The sequence below is a fragment of the Pseudomonas sp. R1-1 genome, assembly GCF_051132135.1.
Lineage (GTDB): Bacteria > Pseudomonadota > Gammaproteobacteria > Pseudomonadales > Pseudomonadaceae > Aquipseudomonas.
This window is the reverse complement of sequence record NZ_CP071663.1, coordinates 291,959-314,483: the sequence shown is the minus strand read 5'-3', so window position 1 is coordinate 314,483 and position 22,525 is coordinate 291,959. Positions and strand designations below refer to the sequence as shown.

Genomic DNA, 22,525 nt, shown 5'->3' with positions numbered 1-22,525 from the left:
GAGCGAGCCTGCTCCGGGCGGCGTTCCGACGAAGGCGTCGGAACAGACGACGTAGAAATTACTTCTCAAACCCGCTGGAAGGAAACACATCCGTCCCGCGCCAGCGCCGTACCGAACGCTGGAAGAACAGGCTGTTGGGCACCTGGACCATGGCGCTGCCGGTGCCGAGTTCTTCGGCCTCGATCAACGTGGTGTAGAGCAGGTTGATCGCCACCACGCGCCCTTTGACCCCCGGTTTGTCAGTCGTATCGACCAGCTCGACGACATCGCCCAGGCGGAACGGCCCGACGGTAAAGATCAGAATGGCGCAGAGCAGGTTCGACAACACGCTCCACATGGCAAAGAACGCCACCGCCGCCACCGCGACAAAACCGGAGAGCGCGGTCCACAGCACCGTCGCTGAGACCCCGAGCCGTTCCAGCACGAAGATCACCGCACTGCCCATGATCAGCCAGCGCAATACACCACGCAGCGGCATCAGCAATTGTGGCGGGAACGGATAGCGCTCACCCAGACGGGTCAGGCCCCTGGCGACCACGCGCTGGGTCAGGTAGCCGGCGAGCAGGATCAACAGAATCTGCACGCCGAGCCAGATCGGCTCGATCCACATTGCCGGCAGCGGCAGCTTGAACGCCTCCATCAGGACAACGCCTCCAACTCCGCCTGCATGCTTTCCAGAGTCTCCAGCGCTTCCATCCAGGCTTCTTCAAGCTCGGCTTCGCGAACCTTCAATTTGGCCTGCTCGGCGAGCAGATCGCGCAGTTCGTTCTTGCGCGCCGGCTCGTAGATGTCGCTGTCGCCGAGGCTGGCATCGATCTTGGCAAGTTTTTCGTGCAGCTTGCCCAGCTCGGCTTCGAGCTTGTCGGCCTCACGCTTGTGCGGCGCCAGTTGCTGACGCAGCGCTGCAGCCGCCTGACGCTGGGCTTTCTTGTCGGTTTTGTCCGGGTTGACCGGGGTGTTGTTCACCGGCGCGTTGCGCTGACGGTACTCGACCAGCCAGCGCGCATAGTCTTCGAGATCGCCATCGAATTCTTCGACCTTGCCATCAGCGACCAGGTAGAAATTGTCGGTGGTGCTCTTGAGCAAATGCCGATCGTGAGACACCACCAGTACCGCGCCGCTGAATTCCTGCAGGGCCATGGTCAGCGCCAGGCGCATTTCCAGATCGAGGTGGTTGGTCGGTTCGTCGAGCAGCAGCAGGTTCGGCCGTTCCCAGGCAATCAGCGCCAACGCCAGACGGGCCTTTTCACCACCGGAGAAATTCAGCACCGGCTCATCGATGCGCGCGCCGCGGAAGTCGAAACCGCCGAGAAAATCGCGCAAGGTCTGCTCGCGCTCGGTCGGTGCCAGACGCTGCAAGTGCAGCAACGGGCTGGCCTTGGCATCGAGCGAGTCGAGCTGATGCTGAGCGAAGTAGCCGACTACGGTGTTTTCGCCGCGGGTGAGGCGCCCGGCCAGCGGCTCAAGTTCGCCGGCGAGGTTCTTGATCAGGGTCGATTTACCCGCGCCGTTCGGCCCCAGCAGACCAATCCGTGCGCCCGGGGTCAGTTGCAGCTTGACCTTCTCCAGGATGGTTTTGTCGCCGTAGCCCAGACGCGCATCGGAAAGATCGATCAGCGGGCTGGAGATCTTGCTCGATTCGCGGAAAACGAAATCGAACGGCGAATCGACGTGCGCCGCCGACAGTTCTTCCATTCGCTCAAGGGCCTTGATCCGGCTCTGCGCCTGACGAGCCTTGGTCGCTTGTGCCTTGAAGCGGGCGATGTAGCTTTCCATGTGTGCACGCTGCGCCTGCTGCTTCTCGTAGGCCTGTTGCTGCTGGGCCAGACGCTCGGCACGGGCACGCTCGAACGCGGTGTAGCCGCCACGATAGAGCGTCAGCTTGCGCTGGTCGACGTGGGCCACGTGATCGACCACTTCATCGAGGAAGTCGCGGTCGTGGGAAATCAGCAGCATGGTGCCCGGATAGCTTTTCAGCCAGTCCTCGAGCCAGATGATCGCGTCGAGGTCCAGGTGGTTGGTCGGTTCGTCGAGCAGCAACAGGTCCGATGGGCACATCAAGGCCTGCGCCAGGTTCAGACGCATCCGCCAGCCACCGGAGAAATCGCCGACCTGACGATCCATCTGCTCGTTGCTGAAACCGAGACCGGCGAGCAGTTTGCGCGCCCGCGCATCGGCGGTGTAGCCGTCGGCGCTGTCGAGCTCGGCGTGCAGGCGCGCCAGCGCGGTGCCGTCGTGGGCCTCCTCGGCGGCGGCGAGCTCGCGCTGCACTTCGCGCAGGCGCAGGTCACCGTCGAGCACATAGTCGACCGCCAGGCGCTCGAGGGTGTCGACCTCCTGGCGCATGTGCGCGATGCGCCAGTCGGCCGGCAGCAGGCAATCGCCCGAATCCGGGTGCAACTCGCCGCGCAGCAAGGCAAAAAGGCTGGATTTGCCGGCGCCGTTGGCACCGATGAGGCCGGCTTTGTGGCCGGCGTGCAGAGTCAGCTCGGCGTCTTCTAGCAGACGTTGCGGGCCACGCTGTAAAGTCAGGTTCTGAAGTCGGATCATAATGGCGGCGGAGTCTACCAGCTTCGCTCACAACTGGCGCGAGTAGCACGATGTCCTCTGACCTGTGGAGCTTTGCCCTGAATGTCTACGCCCGACCGGGCGTAGAAGATGCCTGCCTGCAATTGCAAACAGCGGGTGCAAATGTGTGCCTGTTGCTGTGCGGTTTGTGGCTGGAACAACGCGCGGTAGCGTGTGATGAGCAGCGCGTGAGCCTGCTGCGCACGCTGACCGATCCTTGGGATGCCGAGATGGTGCAGCCGCTGCGAACACTGCGCATGCAATGGAAAGCCCGGGCGGTCGACGATGCCGTATTGAAAGGTATGCGCGAGCAGATCAAGTCACTCGAGCTTGAGGCTGAGCGAGCATTGCTGTCACGGCTTGAAGGTGTAGCGCAGGCGTGGGCGCGAAACGCTGCCGGCTCGACCACCTGGCTTGAAGAACTGGCCGGCACGGCGGTCAGCCCGAACCGCGACGCGCTGCAAGTGCTGCGCGTCGCGGCAACCGGCACTTAGGAAGCGCTGGTCGGGTTGTTGCTGACGCTCGATGCAGCGGCTGGCGATGGCGCAGTCGTAGGGATCGAGGTAGTAGCGGCAGGTGCAGCGGCGGCTGGCGTGGCCGCAGTGGCTGGCGCGGCAGGCTTGGCAGCTGGAGCGGTGGCCGGTTTCGCGGCGGCTGGTTTGGCAGCGGCGGGCCTTTTCACGGCAGGTTTTGCAACTGGTTTGGCGGCTGGCTTGGCAGCGGCGGTCGCTGGTTTTGCAGCAGCAGGCTTGGCAGCGGCGGTGGCTGGTTTGGCTGCCGGTTTGGCGGCGGCTTTAGCTGCTGGCTTTGCTGCTGGCTTTGCTGCTGTTTTTGCAGCTGGCTTGGCGGCAGTTTTTGCAGCTGGTTTCGCGGCAGGCTTGGCAGCAGCGGTTTTAGCAGCAGGTTTTGCAGCGGGTTTCACCGCAGGTTTAGCGGCCGGTTTGGCAACTGCGGTTTTCGCCGGAGCGGCTTTGGTCGCAGCGGGTTTGGCGGCGGCAGTTTTAGCGGCAGGCTTGGCGGCAGCTGGTTTGGCAGCGGTGGTTTTCGCCGCCGGTTTTGCAGCGCTCGCCGCAGCCGGTTTTTTCACTGCAGGTTTCGCAGCGGCTTTCACTGCCGGCTTGGCCGCGGCTTTCACCGGTGCCTTGGCAGCAGGTTTGGCTGCCGTTTTAGCCGCAGGTTTAGCCGCTGCGGTTTTCGCTGGAGTCTTGCTGGCGGCCGGTTTGGCGGCGACTTTTTTCGCCGGTACTGCGGCTGGTTTGGCAGCGCGGGTGGACAGGACTTTGCCCACGGCTTCTTGCACGCGACCGACGCCCTGCGCCAGTTTCAGGCTTTCCTGGGCATCGCGCTTGAGCTGCAGAATGTAGCTGCGCGTCTCGGACTGACGATCCTTCAGCGCATCGAGCAGGTCTTCCAGTTCTTTCACCGCGCCCTTGGCTTTGGTCTGTGCCTTGGCTTTGCCGGCGGCTGCTGCGTCCTGCAATTTGGTGCGCGATTTGTGCAGTTTTTCCTGCGCCTTGCCGCGTTGCTTTTCCAGCTTGGCGAGCAGTTTTTCAGCATCAGCCAAGGCTTGCGAGCAAGCGTTTTCCAAATGCTCGAGCAGGCTGCCCGAGAGCTGTTGGAGTAAGTGCAACGGAGTATTTACAGGCTTCTTGGTGGCCGACATGGTTTACCTCCTGGCTGACGTGAGTGCGGCTCATACTAGACCTCTGCTGATACCGCCGCTAGGGCATCTTGACAGTATCGAAACCGTTGCGTTGCACCGAAGCGAAAATGTCCTGCAGGAAAACCAAAGCAGTTCACCGTTGCAGCGCTTTGCGCTGGCATAATCCAGCGCATCTCAGGTCGGAGAGTGCCCATGTCGCGCTACGTTTTTTTATCCCTTTGCGTGTTTTTTTCAGTCGCCCATGCCGACGAAAAAAACGCTGCGAACGATGCTCATGATCTGGCTTACAGCCTTGGGGCGAGCCTCGGCGAGCGTCTGCGTCAGGAGGTTCCGCAGTTGCAGATCCAAGCGCTGATCGAGGGCTTGCAACAGGCTTATCAAGGCAAGCCATTGGCGTTGAGTGAAGCGCGTATCGAGCAGATTCTGGCTGACCATGAGTCGAAGAATGCTGAGCAGGCATCGCTGCATTCGAGCGACGCTGCGATGGAAAACGAACAGCGTTTTCTGACGGCTGAAAAAGCCAAACCCGGCGTGAAGGAGTTGGCCGATGGCATCCTGCTGACTGAACTCGTTCCGGGTAACGGTGCGAAGGCCGGACCCGATGGAAAAGTGCAGGTGCTGTATGTCGGTAAGCTACCGGACGGCACCGTGTTCGATCAGAACAGCCAACCGCAGTGGTTCAATCTCGACAGCGTGATTGCAGGTTGGCGCAGCGCGTTGCAAAACATGCCGGTGGGGGCGAAATGGCGATTGGTGATTCCATCGGATCAGGCTTATGGCGCTGATGGCGCCGGCGACTTGATCGCGCCCTTCACGCCGCTGGTGTTCGAAGTGGAATTGCGTGGCGCGACGAGCTGATCAGGCATAAAAAAAGGTGCGCTTTGGGCGCACCTTTTTTTGCTCAGGCTTCAACAATCAGGCCTGCACAGGTTCCTCAGCCTTGTGCGCTGTATGCAGCACTTCGATCAGACAGTCTTCGAGTTCAAAGCGCTCGTGCAGCAGACCGCCGAGCTCCTTGAATTTCTCGGCGACGCATTTGCCTTCATCGCACAGGTCGTTGAACGCGAGGAGCTTCTCGGTGATGACGTCGATGCGCGGGTAGATCGTCTCGGCGAGTTCCAGACCGCGTTTGTCGTTGAACGCCTTGGCTTCGCCAGTCAGCTGTTCGTAGATTTCGAAGTGGCCGGCCGACACGTAATCAACCAACACACCGCAGAATTCCTGCAAAGGCTTGCGGCTCTGCGACAAGGCTTCAGGCTGCGCACCGAGCTTGTCGTAGGCGCCGATCAGTTCTTCACGCTCCTGCAACCAGCGGTCGATCAGCAGATGAACTCCACCCCAGCGTTCCTGAGCATTCTGACAACTTTCGAGCATGGCGATCTCTCTTCCCTTGTGGGTCATGCTGCTCTACACCCGCGCCCCTGTTCTGATCTGGCTTGGGGGGACGGTCGGGCAGAGCGTCATCGAGCAACACGATTCCAATGACACGTGCGGGCCAGATTATGCCCGCGCGCTTATGGCTTCAAGGTACGCAGGAGATAAAGTTCATACAAGTGTTTAATCGCGCAGCAGCAGTGCGTGCGACGCTTCGCCGCTGAGCGGGCGTTGCAGAGCGCTCCAGACCAGCCGCAACAATTGATACACCGCCAGAATCGATACCGCGACAAAGAACAGCAGACTCCATTCCGGGATGCTCAGGTCGAACAGTGTCCAGGATATTTCTGCGCATTCGGCGCCGCCGGTAAACATCCGTTGCAGCGCGCAGATCCACGGCAGCCCCCCCATAAACGACTCGGGAGCCGCTATGCAATGGTGCAGTTGCAGCACCGGATCACTCTGAATCAGCACCTGCCGCCAGGCCGCCGTGGTGCCACCCAGAGTCGCCCCCAAGGTCAGCAGCCAGTACAACCACAGACCCACGCGCCTGGGACCGTGCACCGCCGCCACACCACTGCAAACGCACAGCAGCGTGAGAAACAGCCGCTGTACCAGGCACAGGCTGCAAGGCGTCAGGCCAACCGCGTATTCGAGATAATAGGAAGCTCCCAGAGCAAAGGCCCCCGCAATGAAAGCCATGAAGAACAAGGAGCGTGAGCAGGCCAACGACATGGCTTTTCCGTAACAGTAGAGACAGGCGGTTACGGTAGAGGAAAGCGTGTCAGCCTTTCAAGGCGAGGCCCTGCGGACAGTTCACCAGAGGTGTAGGGAAAACCCGACAGGTTCGAGAGGAATTGATGTAGCACGCTGTAGGACTTTGCCCCGCAGCCCCGCTGAAGATCGAATTTCAGCGGTAAGCGGTAGCGAGGGTGGCAACTCCCTCGCCATTTCAGACTGCCGTCGGCACCGGTAACGGTGCCGCCAGCAAGCGCTCATCCAGCAGGCCAAGGCCCTCCTGGAACAACTGATTGCTGCGCTCGGTATCGCCCAATTGCGCCAGCAGGCGCGCCAACTCGGCACAGGTCTCCGGATTACGCTGCACGCGCAGGCTGCTTTCCAGGTAATCGCGCGCCTTGCCCCACAGACTGGTTTGCAGACACAGCCGACCCAAAGTCAGCAGCAGGCTCGGATCGTTCGGGTGATCCTTCAACCAGCCTTCGGCGGTCTGCAACTGACGCGCCGGATCGCTGCCGCGCACCAAACCGTAGAGGCGGGCAAGATGGCTGTCGTATTTGCGCTTGAGCGCGGTGCGCAGCACCTCTTCCGCCTCGACCTGAGCGCCCAGCTGGCGCAGCTGTTCGGCATACGCCAGCACCAGCGATGGCTCTTGCCGTTGCGCCGAGGTCAGTTGCTGCCAGGCACGCGTCAGCGATTGCAGGCCCACGCTGCCGTCTTCTTCGCGCTGCGCGGCCAGCGACAGGTTTTCACCCCAGGCACGGCGCTCTAGCTCGGCCAACTCGGCCGGTGGCAGAACCTTGTCCTTGCGCAGTTCCGGCAGCAGACGGATCACCGCCGACCATTCGCCGCGCTGCTGATACAAACGCTGCAACTGGCGCAGCGTCTGCGCATTGTGCGGATGGCGCTCGTGCATCGCTTGCAGAGTCACCAGGGCGCCGTCGGTATCGCCACGGTCGGTCTGCAATTGCGCATGACTCAAGGCGATCGCCAGTTCCGCCTGCGGCTGACGCTCGAGTGCGCGCTCAAGCAGACGATCACATTCCTCGTAGTGCCCTTGTTCATTGGCTGCGCGTGCCGCGCCGAGGTAGTACAGCAGCGGCTGACGCTCGGCTTCGGCGGCTCGCGACAGATGCCGCTGCGCGCTGGCCCAGCGGCCTTCGGCCAGATCCAGCTGACCATGCTCGATCGCCACCTGCACGCGCCGACTGCGGTTGCGCCGTGACCACGGGTTGACCACACCGCTGGAGGTCATGATCAATTCGATCAACGCCTTGATGCCCCAGACGATCAGCCACAACACGGCGATGACTGCCAGGGTTGCCCACAGGCTCGATTCATAGCGGAAGCTCTTGTAGGCCACCAGCACGTAACCGGAATGTTCGGCAATCGCCAGCCCCAGCGCCGCCGTCGCCGCGATCACCAGAAACACGATCACATACAGGCGTTTCATGGCGTGGCCTCCTGCGCGGTGTTGGCAGCAGGCTTGGCAAACGGTTTCACCGATTCTTCAGCGTTGACGTTGCGTCGCTCAAGATAGGCCTGCACCGCGCTGAGGGTCCCGGCCAGATCCGGTGTGACGACCGTCACCGGTTCCTTGCTCAGCTCGCCGACCTGCTCGAGCATCACCTTGCTTTGCGGATTGTCCGGGTTGAAATTGCCCTTGAGCACATCACGCGCCTCGGCCAGCGCCTGGGTATACACCGACGCCTGCCCGTTGAGGGCTGCCCACTGCGCCTGCTCCAGCGCCAGGCTCAGGGCCAGACGCACCTGACTCAGGCTTTGCCCGGCGAGCAATGGCTTCACATTCTTGTCGGCGTTGAAATCGATGCGGATGTAGCGCGAGACCTTGTCCCACCACTGTGCCCAGCGACTGGCGCCGTCACCGTCGGCGGTCAGGCCCAGCAGCGATTCGCCGCGATCCTTGTACTCCGGCGCCAGCTCGGTGAGATTGATCACCTGATCGCGCAGCGCGCCCAGACGCAGGAACAACCCGGTGCGATCCGGCTGCGCGGTGCTGCGCAGCGCCACCAGGGTTTTCGCCACTTGCTCGCGCGCGGCGAACGAACCCGGATCGTTTTGCTCGCGGAGAATCTCGTCAGCGCCCTGCACCAGCGCCTGAGCGCTGCTGATGTCTTGCAGGGCTGACAGGCGCAGGCTGGCCAGACGCAGCAAATGTTCGGCTTCGGCCAGACGCCAATCCTTGCGACTAGCGCCCAGCACGGTTTCCAGACGCTGATTGAGGCGCTGCTGATCGCCCTGTAACTGCGTCACCAGACGCTGGCGTTCGGCAAGCTCATCAGCCCCTGGCAATTGCGCGAGGCGCTCGGTCAGGCGTTGCTCGTTGAGCTTCAGGCTCTGCGCCTGATCGTTCAACGCCTGCACCTGACCGGATTGTTGCTGGGTGTTGGTCTGCAGGTGGCGGACCTGCCAGACACCCCAGCCTCCGATCGCGACACCGGCGGCGCCAAGCAACAGGGCGACGATGGCCAGTCCATTGCCTCGGCGCGGCTCTGTGGCCGGCGGTGGAGTTTCAACCTGGGAATCGGTCACAGGTTGCACATCATCTTTAGGCAAGGCTGTTTCGCTCACGTATCCATCCTTTGCATCAGAGAACGGCCACGGGATGTTCCCGTAACGCCGTCAGCAAAGCCGCGGCACTCGCGCCGCGGCAATCCACAACTGTTTGAGCCCCGGCGGCACGTGCCAGCTCGGCGACTCTCGGGCTTGGTACAAACAACGGCAACTGCGCGATGCCTGCCCAGGCTTCACCGGCCATTTGGCGCAGGTGCTCGAAACCCTGTCCACTGCTGACCACCAGGCCGTTCAAGCGTTCCGCTTCGATCCGCCGTGGCAGTTCCTGCGGCGCATAGCTCGGCAACTCGCGTCGATACAACTGCAGATACTCGACACTAGCACCAGACTCGCGCAGACGCTCGGCGAGCAGCTCGCGCCCGCCCTCGCCGCGAAAGATCATCACCCGCGTGCCAGGCTGGCTGAGCACCTCACGCAGACGCGGCAATTGCAGCAAGGCTTCACTGTCATCGCCGGCGTCCGGAAAATGCACGTCCAAGCCATGCTCGCGGAGTATCTCGCCGGTCGCCGCGCCGACGCTGAACCACGGCATCGTCAGTGGCTGCGGCTCGTACGTATCAAGCAGATCCAGGGCAATGCGCGCCGCCGGTTTGCTGACCACGATCACCGCGCTGCAATCAGGCAGTCGCGCCAGCGCGCGACGGATTGTGGCAGACACCGGCAGCGGAGCAATGTCCAAAAGCGGCAGGCAACTGCTGAAGATCCCCTGCGCGGCCAAGGTTTCGGCCAGCGCCGCGCAGTCGTCTGCGGGGCGCGTCAGCAGCAGGCGCCAGCCCGTCACTCGTGACCTGCCTCGCCGTACACCGCTTTGAGGATGTCGTCGGCGCCCTGGCGCAGCAAGTCTTCGGCGACCTGCACGCCCAACGCTTCAGCGTCGGCTCGCGGCGCACGAGCTTCAGCACTGAGCAGCTTGCCGCCACTGGGCTCGCCGACCAGACCGCGCAGCCACAATTGCTCGCCTTCGAGCACGGCATAGCAGGCGATCGGCACTTGGCAGCCGCCATTCAAATGCTTGTTGAGCGCACGTTCGGCGCTGACGCGCGACGAGGTGTCGGCATGATGCAAAGGCGCGAGCAGCGCGTGGATGTGCGTATCGGCGCTGCGGCATTCGATGCCCACCGCGCCTTGGCCGCCGGCCGGCAGGCTGTCATCGACGCTGATCGCCGAGGTGATCCGGTCTTCAAAACCGAGGCGGATCAGACCGGCCGCAGCAAGAATGATCGCGTCGTACTCACCGGCATCGAGCTTGGCCAGGCGCGTATTGACGTTGCCCCGCAGGAAGCGGATCTGCAGGTCCGGGCGGCGCGTCAGCAATTGCGCCTGACGACGCAGGCTGGATGTACCGACAATGCTCCCGGCAGGCAATGCTTCGAGGCTGGCATGGGTATTGGAAACGAAGGCGTCGCGCGGGTCTTCGCGCTCGCAGATGCAGAACAGACCGAGGCCTTCGGGGAAGTCCATCGGCACGTCTTTCATCGAATGCACGGCGATGTCGGCTTCGTTTTCCAGCAGCGCGGTTTCCAGTTCCTTGACGAACAGGCCCTTGCCGCCGATTTTCGACAGTGGCGAGTCGAGCAGCTTGTCGCCGCGACTGACCATGGGCACTAGCGTTACCTGCAAGCCGGGATGGGCCGCTTCCAGCCGGGCTTTGACGTATTCGGCCTGCCAGAGGGCCAGTGCACTTTTACGGGTGGCGATGCGGATTTCGCGAGAGGACATGGATCAATCCGTACTGAATAGATACGGCGGATAATAACAGCTCAGCCAAATCCACTTTGACTTGAATCAGAAACGACGTGGCCTCCCTGGCCTGTGATGCCCGGTATCAAGGAAACGGAGCCACCCGGAGTGACCGGGTCAGAGCCCCTGCATCATTTTGCGTACGCCGGCGACATGACGGCGACTGACGATCAGCGCATCGCCATTGAGGCCTTTGAGGAACAGCTGGAAATGCCCCAGCGGCGTGCGTTGCAGACGCTCGATGCGGTCGCGGGCGACCAGCGCGTTGCGGTGGATGCGCACGAAGCGTTCGCCGAACTCGTCTTCCAGCGCCTTGAGTGGCTCGTCCAGCAGCACTTCGCCGGCCTCGTGGCGCAAGGTCACGTATTTGTGGTCGGCAATGAAATAGACCACCTGATCCAGCGGGATCAGCTCGATGCCTTTGCGGGTGCGGGCACTGATATGGCTGCGTGGACCGTTGCCGCTTTCGGCAGCGGGACGGGTCAGCGACGAGAGTTGTGCCCGGTTGGGACGGTCAGCCCGCTTCAGGGCGTCCTGCAAATGTTCGGTTCGCACGGGTTTCACCACATAGCCCACGGCGCTGGCCTGCAGGGCTTCCACGGCAAATTCATCGGGGCTGGTGCAAAACACCACGGCCGGCGGCGTTTCGCGTTCGCACAGACGGGCAGCGACCTGCAGGCCATCGAGGCCTGGCATGCGGATATCGAGCAAGACGATATCCGGTTTGTGGCTGTCGATCAGTGCCAACGCCTCCTCGCCATTGGTGGCGCTGGGCTCCAGAACTGTATAACCCTCAAGCTCGCTCACCATTCGGCTGAGGCGCTCGCGAGCCAGTGGTTCGTCATCAACGATCAGGACATTCATATTGCGCTGGATTCCTGCGTGAGTCTCGCACAAGGATAGCTAGACAGGTGAAGTGACGTCCGTCACCGCGATCCACGCTAAGACTAGCCCGAGCGCCAAAAAGTGCCGTACGTCGGCCAGCAATATTTGCCAGTGTCCGGGTCGTACTGCTCGAAGCCCGCTGTTTCTTGCGTTTTTCACGGGGTTTGCCGAAGGACAATCCACCCACCCCCTCTTCTTATAGTCGGCGCCGTGCCCTTTGCGCGAGACAAAGCCACGCCGACCCTTACGTCCAACTGTAGACGTTCGTCGGAGCGATATTGCTCAATCGAAAAATATCCTTGCGCAAATTCAAGGCGGGCAGCGCCGGCCAAGGCCGACATGTGCAGATAAAAACGTATCGACCGGTGTCAGCGACAGGATTGGCAACCCTGTTATTATCCGCGCCAGCGTTTCACGCCTTCTTTCTTCAAGCCGATACGAGCGAATTCATGAACACTGACAAGACCAATCAGTCCTGGGGCGGCCGCTTCAGTGAACCCGTCGACGCCTTCGTCGCCCGCTTCACCGCCTCCGTCACTTTCGACCAGCGCCTGTATCGCCACGACATCATGGGCTCGATCGCCCACGCCACCATGCTGGCCAAGGTCGGCGTGCTGACCGATGCCGAGCGCGACAGCATCATCGATGGCCTGAACACCATTCAGGGCGAAATCGAGGCCGGCCAGTTCGACTGGCGCGTCGACCTCGAAGACGTGCACATGAACATCGAAGCGCGCCTGACCGATCGCATCGGCGTGACCGGCAAGAAACTCCATACCGGGCGCAGCCGCAACGACCAGGTCGCCACCGACATCCGCCTGTGGCTGCGTGACGAAATCGACCTGATCCTGGCCGAGATCACGCGCCTGCAAAAAGGCCTGCTGGAGCAGGCCGAGCGCGAAGCCGAGAGCATCATGCCGGGCTTCACTCACCTGCAGACCGCGCAACCGGTAACGTTTGGTCACCACATGCTCGCCTGGTTCGAAATGCTCAGCCGCGATTACGAGCGTCTGGTCGACTGCCGCAAGCGCACCAACCGCATGCCGCTGGGCAGCGCCGCGCTGGCCGGCACCACCTACCCGATCGACCGCGAATACACCGCGCAACTGCTGGGCTTTGACGCCGTTGGCGGCAACTCGCTGGACAACGTTTCCGATCGCGATTTCGCCATCGAATTCTGCTCGGCCGCGAGCATCGCGATGATGCACCTGTCGCGCTTCTCCGAAGAGCTGGTCTTGTGGACCAGCGCGCAGTTCCAGTTCATCGATCTGCCCGACCGTTTCTGCACCGGCAGCTCGATCATGCCGCAAAAGAAAAACCCCGACGTGCCGGAACTGGTGCGCGGCAAGACCGGCCGTGTGTTCGGCGCGCTGATGGGCCTGTTGACCCTGATGAAAGGCCAGCCGCTGGCCTACAACAAGGACAACCAGGAAGACAAGGAGCCGCTGTTCGACGCCGCCGACACCCTGCGCGATTCGCTGCGTGCGTTTGCCGACATGATCCCGGCAATCAAGCCCAGGCACGCGATCATGCGTGAAGCGGCACTGCGTGGTTTCTCCACCGCGACCGATCTGGCCGACTATCTGGTACGCCGTGGCCTGCCGTTCCGCGATTGCCACGAAATCGTTGGCCACGCGGTGAAATATGGCGTGGACACCGGCAAGGATCTGGCCGAGATGAGCCTGGAAGAACTGCGCCAGTTCAGCGACCAGATCGAGCAGGACGTGTTTGCCGTGCTGACCCTGGAAGGCTCGGTGAATGCCCGCGACCATATCGGCGGCACGGCGCCGGCGCAGGTCAAGGCAGCGGTGGCGCGCGGTCAGGCCCTGCTGGCCAGCCGCTAAAAAGCATCGCGAGCAGGCTCACTCCTACACAGGAACGCATTCCAATTGTAGGAGTGAGCCTGCTCGCGATAGCTTTTTTCAGTCCCCCACAAATCTCACTTCTTGGCAGCAATCATCGCCAAAAACCCCGGCATCGCCGCATCCTTGTCCGCCGCAATCTTCTGCACATGCGGATTGCGCTCAAGCCGCTCCAGCAGCGCCTTCGCCTGTGGCATCTCTGCCAGCCAATCGATTCCGAACAGCTTCTGCCCGACCGCACACGCCAGCGGCACGCTGTAGAGGAAATACAGATCCGCGATGCTCAAACTGTCGCCCGCCACATACGGGGCGAACTTGCCGTGTCGGCCCAGCGCGGCAAAACCGAGCTGCAGCTCAGTGCGGGTCTTGTCCTTGATCGCGTCCGGCAGGGTCATGCCGAAAAAGGCTTCGCCGTAACAGGCGCGGCCCGGCAGCTCGATGTACAGCTCGATTTCCTTGGCGATCGCCAATACCTGCGCGCGCTCGAACGGGTCGCTCGGCAGCAGCGGCGTGCCTTTTTGGGTTTGTTCGAGGTATTCGAGGATGATCGCGGTTTCGTTGATGTAACCGGCGTCCACGCCGAGCACCGGAACCTTGCCGCGCGGGCTGATCGCCAGCGATTCTGCGGTTTGTGTCGGATAGAAAGTCACTTCTTCGAAAGGCAGGCCTTTTTCCAGCAGCGCCAGTTTGACCATGTTGTAGTAATTGCTGACAGAGAAACCGTAGAGCTTGAACATCACAGAGCCTCCAGGCCGTGCGGGGTGGGCAGTGCCTGTTTATAGATCGCCACGACGATTCCCGCCAGCAGCATCACGCCGCTGAATGCGGGTAAACTGGGCGCCTTTCCTTGAGGAGCCTGCCATGAGCGAGCCGACAGATATCGTCAACGATGACGACGAAGAAGCATTCACCGAGGCAACGCTGATCGAAGCCATCGAAAACCAGATCGAGAGCGGCAATCCGCCGGCGGCTAAAGCGACGTTCAACAAGCTGACGTTGGTGGGTGTCGAGCGCGAAGAGATCCTCGAACTGATGGCGCATGTGCTGGCTCACGAGATAGACGCGATGCTGGATGAAGACCGCCCGTTCGATACCCAATGGTACGAAGCGGCGTTGCGTGCATTGCCTGAGTTGCCACCAGAAACGCAGTGAACCCCACCCTGTAGGAGTGAGCCTGCTCGCGATAGCGTTCTGTCAGTGAAGAATATGCTGACAGGCACTCCGCTATCGCGAACATGCGCACTCCTACAATGTTTGTAACGTATCCATCCAGCCAACTCCCCGGCCCTGACTACACTGGAATCCGTCTCAAGACAAAATCCCTTGATCTGAGCACTGGACAGGCCGCACCCGCAGGTTCACCTTAGGGGCGCTGTCGTCCAATTCCTAGAAAGTCTGGAGTCCTTATGTCGCTTACCCCTGAGTTGGTTGCCGAACTGGAAGTCCTCGCACTCTTTCCCCTGGACAGTTCCCAGGAAGGTCTGAAAATTCATCAGACCGCTGCCCCGAAACACATCGCCGCTGCCCAGCGCCTGTTTGACAAAGACCTCACCGACCAGCCCGATGGCGGCTATCTGACCAGCCTCGGTCGCGATGCCGCGCAAAACGTGCAAACCGTGCTGACCATTCTGAGAGAGCAGGAAACCGCCTGATCCCCTGACTTTGCCCACGGAAACTCCTGCCAAGGGATTTCCGCGGGCCTGCCGTGCCGCGTCACGGTAGAAATCTGACGTCAAAAAACAAATTCAGCTAAAAGTCCCGCTGCGCTACGGCTAAACTGCCTCCCATTCCGAGACCTCTACATCCGAGCCCGCGAGCCGGTTTGAGCTGACATGACGCGCACCCACGAAATCCGCCCCGACCTGGACGAGGGCATTGACCGCAAGACGCTCAGCCAACTGCGCGCGCGTTTTCTAAAGCTTAATGAAGGCCGCCTCGGTCGCGCGCTCGAAGGCTTGTCGACCCGACAACAGAGCGTGCTGACGCTGCTGCCGCTGTTCTTCCACGTCAATCACCCGCTGCTGCCCGGCTATGTCTCAGGCAGCACGCCGGCCGGCCTGTCGAATTACGAGCCGGACGCCGACAGCCTCGCCGAAGCCCAGCGCCTGACCCGCTCGTTCTCGTACAAGCCGCGCCATGGCAGCAACCCGCCGCGACCGATTCAGGGCCTGTTCCTGATGGGCAGCCTCGGCACGCTGGCTCAGGCCGATCAGAGCGACATGGACGTGTGGGTATGCCACGCGCCGGATCTGAGCGAAAGCGAACTCGCCGAACTGCAGAGAAAATGCCAGTTGCTCGAAGCCTGGGCCGCAAGTCAGGGCGCCGAGGCGCACTTCTTTCTGATCGATCCGGTGCGCTTCGTCAAAGGCGAACGCGACTCGCAGCTCAGTTCGGAAAACTGCGGCAGCACGCAGCACTTTCTGTTGCTGGACGAGTTCTACCGCACCGCCATCTGGCTGGCCGGGCGCACGCCGATCTGGTGGCTGGTGCCGGTGTATGAAGAAAGCACCTACGACGCCTACACCCACACGCTGCTGTCCAAACGCTTCATTCGCGCTGACGAAACCCTTGATCTCGGGCCCATGGCGAGCATTCCGCCGGGCGAGTTCATCGGTGCCGGGTTGTGGCAACTGTTCAAGGGCATCGAGTCGCCGTACAAATCGGTGCTCAAGCTGTTGCTGACCGAGGTCTATGCCAGCGAACACCCGCACGTGCAGTGCCTGAGTCTGCGTTTCAAGAAAGCCGTGTTCGCCAATCAGCTGGACCTCGATGAGCTGGACCCGTACATGGTCGTGTACCGGCGCATCGAGGAATACCTGATTGCCCGCAATGAGCCGGAACGCCTCGAGCTGGTGCGTCGCGCGCTGTACCTCAAGGTCAACCGCAAGCTCACCGGCAACAGTCGCACCCAGAGCTGGCAACGCTCGCTGCTCGAGAGACTGGCCAACGAGTGGCATTGGGATCAGCGGCAACTGACCCTGCTCGACAGCCGCAGCCAGTGGAAAGTCCGCCAGGTCAGCGCCGAACGCCGCGCGCTGGTCAATGAACTGAATTACAGCTATCGCTTCCTCACCCAGTTCGCCCGCACCGAGCAGACCGTCAGCCTGATCAACAAGCGTGATTTGAACGTCCTCGGTCGTCGCCTGTACGCAGCGTTCGAGCGCAAGGCCGACAAGGTCGAGTTCATCAACCCCGGCATCGCCCCGGATCTGGCCGAAGACACCCTGACGCTGGTGCAATCGCGCAACAAAAAGGAGCCGGGGCAAACCCAGTGGGGCCTGTACAACGGCAGCCTGACCGCGCTGGAGTGGGAACACTTCGCGCCGATCAAGCGCAGCCGCGAACTGCTCGAACTGCTGACCTGGTGCCACCGCAACGGCGTGATCGACAGCAGCACGCGACTGGCCCTGCATCCGGGCAACAGCGACCTGAGCGAATTCGAACTGTTCAACCTGCTCGGCAGCCTGCAACAGTGCATCGCCCTGCCCTTGCCCACCGTGGCCGAGGAAGCGCTGCTGCGCGCCGCCGTGCCGAGCGAGGTGCTGATGCTGGTCAACGTCGGGATTGATCCGCTCAAGCATCATCGCGACCTGAACATCCTGATGACCACCGAGCGCACTGACTCGCTGAGCTACGCCGGCGTGCGCGAAAATCTGGTGCTGACGCTGGATCAGGTCACGCTCAACAGCTGGAACGAAGTGCTGGTCAACCGCTTCGACGGGCCGCACGCCTTGCTCGACTGCCTGCGCGATTACCTCAACAATCTGCCGCGCGGGCCGTTACAGCCGTCGTTGAAAGTGCGCTGCTTCTGCCACAACCGCGCGCAGTTCATTGCCCGTCGCGTCGAAGAAATCGTCGACACCGCACAGACCTTGCTGCTCAGCGAACTGAACCATCGCTACCTGATTCAGGTGCAGCAGCATTATCACGTGCTGGAGCTGGTGCCGGGCCAGGTCAACCACGTGGCGCTCGCCACCCTGCCGGCGCTGCTCGATTACCTCGGCGAAGAACAGCCGCGCTACAGCCCGCTGCACCTGGACCCGATGGCACTTGAGGAACATGACCTCGCGCTGATCCTGCCGATGGGTCAGCCGGAATGCATTCAGGTGTTCTACCGCATCAGCGAGCAACACGCCGAGCTGTACGTGCTGGATGAGTACAACGCACTGTGGCAGCAACATTTGCCCTATCACGACGAGCAAAGTCTGCTCGTGCCGTTGCAGCGTTTCCTGCAATCGATCCTGTTCCGCCGCGAAGCCGTGCTGCCGATGGAGGCCGGCTCCGACAGTCGCCTGGAAATTCTGTATTACCAGGTATTGCCTTCAGGTCCGGGACGCGCGCGCCGGGTCGAAGCGCGGCCCGCGCCGCAGACGCCGGTCAACGAGCCGTTCTACGACGTGCAGGCGATCGTCGGCAAAGCCGCACCGGGCGAAGTGCAAGTCACCTTGTATTGCAATCAGCGGGAATTCAGCGAGCTGGAGCATGGCGACCAGTTGTTCAGCGTGGTCGCCCGCGAAATTGTCGGGCAGCGCCGAGAAGCCGAGCGCTACCGCTGTTACATCACCGACCTCGACCTGTCGGGCCTGCTCGGTGACGGGCAGAGTTCAAGCAATCTGTATCTGCGCTACAAGGCAGACCTGGAGCGCGCGCTGAACGAGGCGCTCGAACAGGTTTAACGCGGGACCAATTCCGGAAAAGCGCCGCCGTTGGCCGGCTGCGACTCGACTTCCAGCAGGGTCAGCTTGAGGGTCTTGCCACCCGGGGCTGGCCAGTCGATGTGCTGACCAACCTTCAGGCCCAGCAGCGCACTGCCGACCGGGGCGAGAATGGAGACCTTGCCTTCATCGGTTTTAAAGTCCCAGGGATAGACCAGCGTCAGGTGGTAATCCTTGCCGCTGCCTTCTTCGCGGCAATGCACGCGGGAATTCATGGTCACGACGTCAGCCGGCACTTCATCGTGGCCGACCACGGTGTCGGCGCGATCCAGTTCGGTTTGCAGCGCAATCACGCCCGGCGCAGCCTGGTCTTTCTCGCTCAGGCTGTCGATCAGGCGCTCCAGACGTTGCACGTCCAGACGGGTAAGGGTGATGGAAGGTGCGGTCATGATCCGGGCAGACTCCTTTCTTCTGCACAAAAAAAGCAAAACCCCGCCAAAAAAGACGGGGTTTTTACCGAGCCTCGATGGGTTGAGGCGTGTCCGGACACTATCACAGCTCAAAAAATATACAAGTCACGCCCCATTGGACAGCTTGCGCTGTGACGCCTGGGCGACGATGACCCGGCGCCGCTGATCATCCGCCGAACGCCATTCGCGAATGTCTTCGACATGGCGAAAGCAGCCGAGACAGACTTTCTGTTCGTCCAGCCGGCACACGCCACTGCACGGCGAAGGCACGGCTGGGCTGATGTTGCTGTAGAGCGGTTTCGGCGGGCGAACCGGGGCAGTATCGGTCACGGAATCACAGGCCTTCGAAATCGAATTCAGCGCCAGCCTGCTGCTTGACGATGCGCTCGAGCATCTCGCCCAATTGCTCTTCGCTCTTGTCGCACATCCAGCGCTCGCTTTCTTCGTCGTAGTCGAAGTGGAAACCGCCGGATACTGCCGCCAGCCACAGCTGACGCAGCGGTTCCTGGCGGCTGAAGATCAGTTGACTGCCGTTTTCGAACTTGACCGTCAGCACACCGGCCGAGACTTCCAGGTCGATGTCCAGGTCGCTTTCATCAAAGATGTCTTCCAGTTTTTCCTGGGTTTCATCGACCAGATCGTGGAAACGGGCTTCGGACAAACTCATTGCGGCAACCTCAAAAATTGTCTGATCAGGCTCAAGCGCCGAAAGATACGGACGCTGCCAGCCGATTGCAAAGGATAACGACCAAGCGCCTTTCCCAGCCCAAACACTAATCCTTGCAGGAGTGAGCCTGCTCGCGAATGGCCGGTACATTCAACATCACTGCTGGCTGACATACCGCTATCGCGAGCAGGCTCACTCCTACAGAGCTTTGCGCGAGGCCCGCCGGACGGGAAGGCCATTACATAGGCAAGCTGCCGGGTGGCCGGTATACTCCGGCGCAATTAACGCATTTTCAAGGATTTCGCCATGAAGCGCCTGATCTCTTCCCTTGCTGCGCTCGTCGCGGTTGCCTGCCTCGTTTCGGCCTGCGGTCAAAAAGGCCCGCTGTACCTGCCCGATGACGATCAGGACCCGGCCGAACAAGCCCAATCGTCGCAAAAGCAGCCGTCCAAAGCACACAAGCACGACGTTTACTAAGGGATCGCCATGGACGCTTTTAACTACCGCGGCGGTGAGCTGTTCGCGGAAGGTGTGGCGCTGTCGGCCATCGCCGACCGCTTCGGCACGCCGACCTATGTTTACTCGCGCGCACACATCGAAGCCCAGTATCTGGCCTATGCCGATGCGCTGACCGGCATGCCGCATCTGGTCTGCTTTGCGGTCAAGGCCAACTCCAACCTCGGCGTATTGAATGTCCTGGCGCGTCTGGGCGCCGGTTTCGACATCGTTTCGCGCGGTGAACTGGAGCGTGTGCTGGCCGCTGGCGGCAGCGCCGACAAGATCGTTTTCTCCGGCGTCGGCAAGAGCCGTGACGACATGCGTCGCGCCCTCGAAGTCGGCGTGCACTGCTTCAACGTCGAATCCACCGACGAGCTTGAGCGTCTGCAAATGGTCGCCGCCGAGCTGGGCGTACGCGCGCCGGTTTCACTGCGCGTCAACCCGGACGTCGATGCTGGCACCCACCCGTACATTTCTACCGGTCTGAAAGAGAACAAGTTCGGCATCGCCATCGCCGACGCCGAAGACGTGTACGTGCGCGCCGCGCATCTGCCGAACCTGGAAGTGGTCGGCGTCGACTGCCACATCGGTTCGCAACTGACCACGCTGCCGCCATTCCTCGATGCCCTCGACCGTTTGCTGGATCTGGTCGACCGCCTCGGCGATTGCGGCATTCACCTGCGCCACATCGATCTCGGTGGTGGTTTGGGTGTGCGTTACCGCGATGAAGAGCCACCGTTGGCCGCCGACTACGTCAAAGCTGTCCGCGAACGCCTCGAAGGCCGTGATCTGGCGCTGGTGTTCGAGCCGGGCCGTTTCATCGTCGCCAACGCCGGCGTGCTCCTGACGCAGGTCGAATACCTCAAGCACACCGAGCACAAGGATTTCGCCATCGTCGATGCGGCGATGAACGACCTGATCCGCCCGGCGCTGTATCAGGCGTGGATGGACGTCACCGCAGTCAAGCCGCGTGATACCGCTTCCCGCACTTATGACATCGTTGGCCCGATCTGCGAAACCGGCGACTTCCTCGCCAAGGACCGTGAGCTGGCACTGGCCGAAGGCGACTTGCTGGCGGTGCATTCGGCCGGTGCCTACGGTTTCGTCATGAGCTCCAACTACAACACCCGCGGCCGTGCCGCCGAGGTGCTGGTAGACGGTGATCAGGTTTTTGAAGTGCGCCGCCGCGAAACCGTGGCTGAGCTGTTTGCCGGCGAAAGCCTGCTGCCGGAGTAACCCATGCTGCTGCGTTTTACCAAAATGCACGGCCTGGGCAATGACTTCATGGTTCTCGACCTGGTCAGCCAGCACGCGCACATTCAGCCCAAACACGCCAAGCAATGGGGCGACCGCCATACCGGCATCGGTTTCGACCAGTTGCTGATCGTCGAAGCACCGAGCAACCCGGACGTGGATTTCCGTTACCGGATCTTCAACTCCGACGGTTCCGAGGTCGAGCAGTGCGGCAACGGTGCGCGCTGCTTCGCCCGCTTCGTGCTCGACAAGCGCCTGACTGCGAAACGGCAGATCCGCGTCGAGACCAAGGGCGGCATCATCGAACTGGACGTGCGTAACGACGGCCAGATCGGCGTCAACATGGGCGCGCCGCGCCTGGTGCCGGCAGACATTCCGTTCGACGCGCCAGCGCAGGCCAGCAGCTATCAGCTGGAAGTCGATGACACCACGGTCGAACTGGCCGCCGTGTCGATGGGCAACCCGCACGCGGTGCTTCGCGTGCAGGACATCAACAATGCACCGGTGCATGAGCTGGGACCGAAGATCGAACACCATCCGCGCTTTCCGGCGCGGGTCAATGTCGGTTTTCTTCAGGTCATCGACCGCCACCGTGCGCAATTGCGCGTATGGGAACGCGGCGCCGGGGAAACCCAGGCCTGCGGCACCGGCGCCTGCGCGGCGGCCGTCGCGGCCATCAGCCAGGGGTGGATGGATTCGCCGCTGTTGATCGACCTGCCCGGTGGGCGTCTGTCCATCGAGTGGGCCGGTCCCGGCCAACCGGTGCTGATGACCGGTCCGGCAGTGCGTGTATATGAAGGACAAGTGCGTCTTTGAGTGAGCAGAAACCATGACCGATAAGCCTCAGGTACCCGCCCGACAGTCCGACGAATCCGCGTCCGCGAATCTGCAGGCGGCAGCAGTCGCCGCCTACCTGGAGGCTCATCCGGACTTCTTCGTCGAGCACGAAGAACTGCTGCCGGCCATGCGCATCCCGCACCGTCGCGGTGACACCGTGTCGCTGGTCGAGCGACAGATGACCATCCTGCGTGATCGCAACATCGAGATGCGTCACCGCCTCTCGCAACTGATGGACGTTGCTCGCGATAACGACCGTCTGTTCGACAAGACTCGCCGCCTGATCCTCGCCCTGATGGACGCTTCCAGCCTGGAAGACGTAGTGATCAGTGTCGAAGACAGCCTGCGCCAGGATTTCCAGGTGCCGTTTGTCAGCCTGATCCTGCTCGGCGACAACCCGGCCCCGGTCGGTCGCTGGGTCAGTCACGCCGACGCCCAGGTGGCCATCGGCGGCCTGCTCACCGAGGGCAAAAGTGTCAGCGGCAGCCTGCGTGAGCACGAACTGGATTTTCTTTTCGGCGAAGAGCAGCGCAAGCAGATCGGCTCGACCGCCGTGGTCGCGGTCAGCCATCAAGGCATCCACGGCATTCTGGCGATCGCCAGCCGTGATCCGCAGCACTACAAAAGCTCGGTCGGCACGCTGTTTCTCAGCTACATCGCCGAAGTCATGGGCCGCGTGCTGCCACGGGTCAACAGCTCGCTGCGCTCGGTACGCTGAA

General features: G+C 61.8%; 24 protein-coding genes. 10 read left to right on the top strand and 14 right to left on the bottom strand.

Annotated elements, in window-relative coordinates:
* Positions 1-58 precede the first annotated feature (58 nt).
* Both J3P75_RS01425 and J3P75_RS01420 read right to left on the bottom strand, forming a co-directional pair.
* Complete coding sequence (locus J3P75_RS01425; RefSeq protein ID WP_093097147.1) at positions 59-640, bottom strand: mechanosensitive ion channel family protein; 582 nt, start codon at positions 638-640, stop codon at positions 59-61.
* Complete coding sequence (locus J3P75_RS01420; protein ID WP_434709075.1) at positions 640-2,550, bottom strand: ATP-binding cassette domain-containing protein; 1,911 nt, start codon at positions 2,548-2,550, stop codon at positions 640-642. The genes J3P75_RS01425 and J3P75_RS01420 overlap by 1 nt, the downstream gene beginning before the upstream one ends.
* A 50-nt stretch (positions 2,551-2,600) precedes the next feature.
* Here J3P75_RS01420 and J3P75_RS01415 point away from each other — a divergent pair, with 50 nt between their 5' ends.
* The gene (locus J3P75_RS01415) at positions 2,601-3,062 is read left to right on the top strand and encodes a TIGR02444 family protein (RefSeq protein WP_434709074.1); all 462 of its coding nucleotides are present in this window, start codon (positions 2,601-2,603) and stop codon (positions 3,060-3,062) included.
* On the opposite strand, the gene J3P75_RS01410 is transcribed toward J3P75_RS01415, so the two are convergent.
* Positions 3,059-4,231 (bottom strand): AlgP family protein, encoded by a 1,173-nt coding sequence (locus J3P75_RS01410; protein ID WP_434709073.1) that lies wholly within the window; start codon positions 4,229-4,231, stop codon positions 3,059-3,061. The two genes, J3P75_RS01415 and J3P75_RS01410, sit on opposite strands and share 4 nt — an antisense overlap.
* A 192-nt stretch (positions 4,232-4,423) precedes the next feature.
* Here J3P75_RS01410 and J3P75_RS01405 point away from each other — a divergent pair, with 192 nt between their 5' ends.
* The gene (locus tag J3P75_RS01405) at positions 4,424-5,089 is read left to right on the top strand and encodes an FKBP-type peptidyl-prolyl cis-trans isomerase (RefSeq protein WP_434709072.1); all 666 of its coding nucleotides are present in this window, start codon (positions 4,424-4,426) and stop codon (positions 5,087-5,089) included.
* 57 nt (positions 5,090-5,146) lie between these two features.
* On the opposite strand, the gene rsd is transcribed toward J3P75_RS01405, so the two are convergent.
* From rsd to J3P75_RS01370, 7 genes are all read right to left on the bottom strand, one after another.
* Entirely contained in the window at positions 5,147-5,605 is a 459-nt protein-coding gene (gene rsd / locus J3P75_RS01400) for a sigma D regulator (protein WP_203419956.1), read from the bottom strand.
* 183 nt (positions 5,606-5,788) lie between these two features.
* On the bottom strand, positions 5,789-6,340 hold the full coding sequence (locus J3P75_RS01395) for a disulfide bond formation protein B (RefSeq protein WP_434594448.1): 552 nt from the start codon (positions 6,338-6,340) through the stop codon (positions 5,789-5,791).
* A 217-nt stretch (positions 6,341-6,557) separates the two neighbouring features.
* Positions 6,558-7,796, bottom strand: coding sequence for a heme biosynthesis protein HemY (locus J3P75_RS01390; protein WP_434594447.1), 1,239 nt, complete (start codon positions 7,794-7,796; stop codon positions 6,558-6,560).
* Positions 7,793-8,935 (bottom strand): uroporphyrinogen-III C-methyltransferase, encoded by a 1,143-nt coding sequence (locus J3P75_RS01385; RefSeq protein ID WP_434709071.1) that lies wholly within the window; start codon positions 8,933-8,935, stop codon positions 7,793-7,795. The genes J3P75_RS01390 and J3P75_RS01385 overlap by 4 nt, the downstream gene beginning before the upstream one ends.
* Positions 8,936-8,951: 16 nt before the next feature.
* Complete coding sequence (locus J3P75_RS01380) at positions 8,952-9,719, bottom strand: uroporphyrinogen-III synthase (protein WP_434709070.1); 768 nt, start codon at positions 9,717-9,719, stop codon at positions 8,952-8,954.
* The gene (hemC, locus tag J3P75_RS01375; RefSeq protein WP_434709069.1) at positions 9,716-10,657 is read right to left on the bottom strand and encodes a hydroxymethylbilane synthase; all 942 of its coding nucleotides are present in this window, start codon (positions 10,655-10,657) and stop codon (positions 9,716-9,718) included. The genes J3P75_RS01380 and hemC overlap by 4 nt, the downstream gene beginning before the upstream one ends.
* Before the next feature lie 138 nt (positions 10,658-10,795).
* A complete protein-coding gene (locus J3P75_RS01370; protein WP_090287428.1) occupies positions 10,796-11,542 on the bottom strand; it encodes a LytR/AlgR family response regulator transcription factor in 747 nt (248 codons plus the stop codon).
* 470 nt (positions 11,543-12,012) lie between these two features.
* On the opposite strand from J3P75_RS01370, the gene argH reads away from it, so the two are divergent.
* Positions 12,013-13,407 (top strand): argininosuccinate lyase, encoded by a 1,395-nt coding sequence (gene argH, locus J3P75_RS01365; protein ID WP_434709068.1) that lies wholly within the window; start codon positions 12,013-12,015, stop codon positions 13,405-13,407.
* Positions 13,408-13,502: 95 nt separating this feature from the next.
* Here the strand turns inward: argH and J3P75_RS01360 are convergent, their stop codons facing one another.
* Positions 13,503-14,162 carry a glutathione S-transferase family protein gene (locus J3P75_RS01360; RefSeq protein ID WP_434709067.1) on the bottom strand — a complete coding sequence of 220 codons (660 nt, stop codon included), beginning with the start codon at positions 14,160-14,162 and terminating at the stop codon, positions 13,503-13,505.
* Positions 14,163-14,286: 124 nt separating this feature from the next.
* Here J3P75_RS01360 and J3P75_RS01355 point away from each other — a divergent pair, with 124 nt between their 5' ends.
* The 3 genes from J3P75_RS01355 (at position 14,287) to J3P75_RS01345 (ending at position 18,101) form a co-directional block, all read left to right on the top strand.
* Complete coding sequence (locus J3P75_RS01355; protein ID WP_434709066.1) at positions 14,287-14,577, top strand: hypothetical protein; 291 nt, start codon at positions 14,287-14,289, stop codon at positions 14,575-14,577.
* A 254-nt stretch (positions 14,578-14,831) separates the two neighbouring features.
* Positions 14,832-15,077 carry a TIGR02647 family protein gene (locus J3P75_RS01350; protein ID WP_126367578.1) on the top strand — a complete coding sequence of 82 codons (246 nt, stop codon included), beginning with the start codon at positions 14,832-14,834 and terminating at the stop codon, positions 15,075-15,077.
* Between the two features lie 180 nt (positions 15,078-15,257).
* Entirely contained in the window at positions 15,258-18,101 is a 2,844-nt protein-coding gene (locus tag J3P75_RS01345) for a class I adenylate cyclase (protein ID WP_434709065.1), read from the top strand.
* Here the strand turns inward: J3P75_RS01345 and rnk are convergent.
* The 3 genes from rnk to cyaY all read right to left on the bottom strand — a co-directional run bounded on the left by rnk (position 18,098) and on the right by cyaY (position 19,217).
* A complete protein-coding gene (gene rnk, locus J3P75_RS01340; protein WP_434709064.1) occupies positions 18,098-18,529 on the bottom strand; it encodes a nucleoside diphosphate kinase regulator in 432 nt (143 codons plus the stop codon). The genes J3P75_RS01345 and rnk overlap by 4 nt on opposite strands.
* A 126-nt stretch (positions 18,530-18,655) precedes the next feature.
* Positions 18,656-18,880 carry a DUF1289 domain-containing protein gene (locus J3P75_RS01335; RefSeq protein WP_434709062.1) on the bottom strand — a complete coding sequence of 75 codons (225 nt, stop codon included), beginning with the start codon at positions 18,878-18,880 and terminating at the stop codon, positions 18,656-18,658.
* Between the two features lie 4 nt (positions 18,881-18,884).
* Entirely contained in the window at positions 18,885-19,217 is a 333-nt protein-coding gene (gene cyaY / locus J3P75_RS01330) for an iron donor protein CyaY (RefSeq protein ID WP_203419969.1), read from the bottom strand.
* A gap of 306 nt (positions 19,218-19,523) precedes the next feature.
* Here cyaY and lptM point away from each other — a divergent pair, with 306 nt between their 5' ends.
* The 4 genes from lptM to J3P75_RS01310 are packed head-to-tail and all read left to right on the top strand — an operon-like array spanning position 19,524 to position 22,524.
* Positions 19,524-19,694 (top strand): LPS translocon maturation chaperone LptM, encoded by a 171-nt coding sequence (lptM, locus tag J3P75_RS01325; RefSeq protein WP_016772589.1) that lies wholly within the window; start codon positions 19,524-19,526, stop codon positions 19,692-19,694.
* A gap of 9 nt (positions 19,695-19,703) precedes the next feature.
* Positions 19,704-20,951, top strand: a complete 1,248-nt coding sequence (gene lysA / locus J3P75_RS01320) for a diaminopimelate decarboxylase (RefSeq protein WP_434709061.1) — start codon at positions 19,704-19,706, stop codon at positions 20,949-20,951.
* A 3-nt stretch (positions 20,952-20,954) separates the two neighbouring features.
* Positions 20,955-21,785: a diaminopimelate epimerase gene (dapF, locus tag J3P75_RS01315; RefSeq protein ID WP_434709060.1), complete on the top strand. Its 831-nt coding sequence runs from the start codon at positions 20,955-20,957 to the stop codon at positions 21,783-21,785.
* A gap of 13 nt (positions 21,786-21,798) precedes the next feature.
* Positions 21,799-22,524: a DUF484 family protein gene (locus tag J3P75_RS01310; RefSeq protein ID WP_434709059.1), complete on the top strand. Its 726-nt coding sequence runs from the start codon at positions 21,799-21,801 to the stop codon at positions 22,522-22,524.
* Position 22,525: the final 1 nt, after the last annotated feature.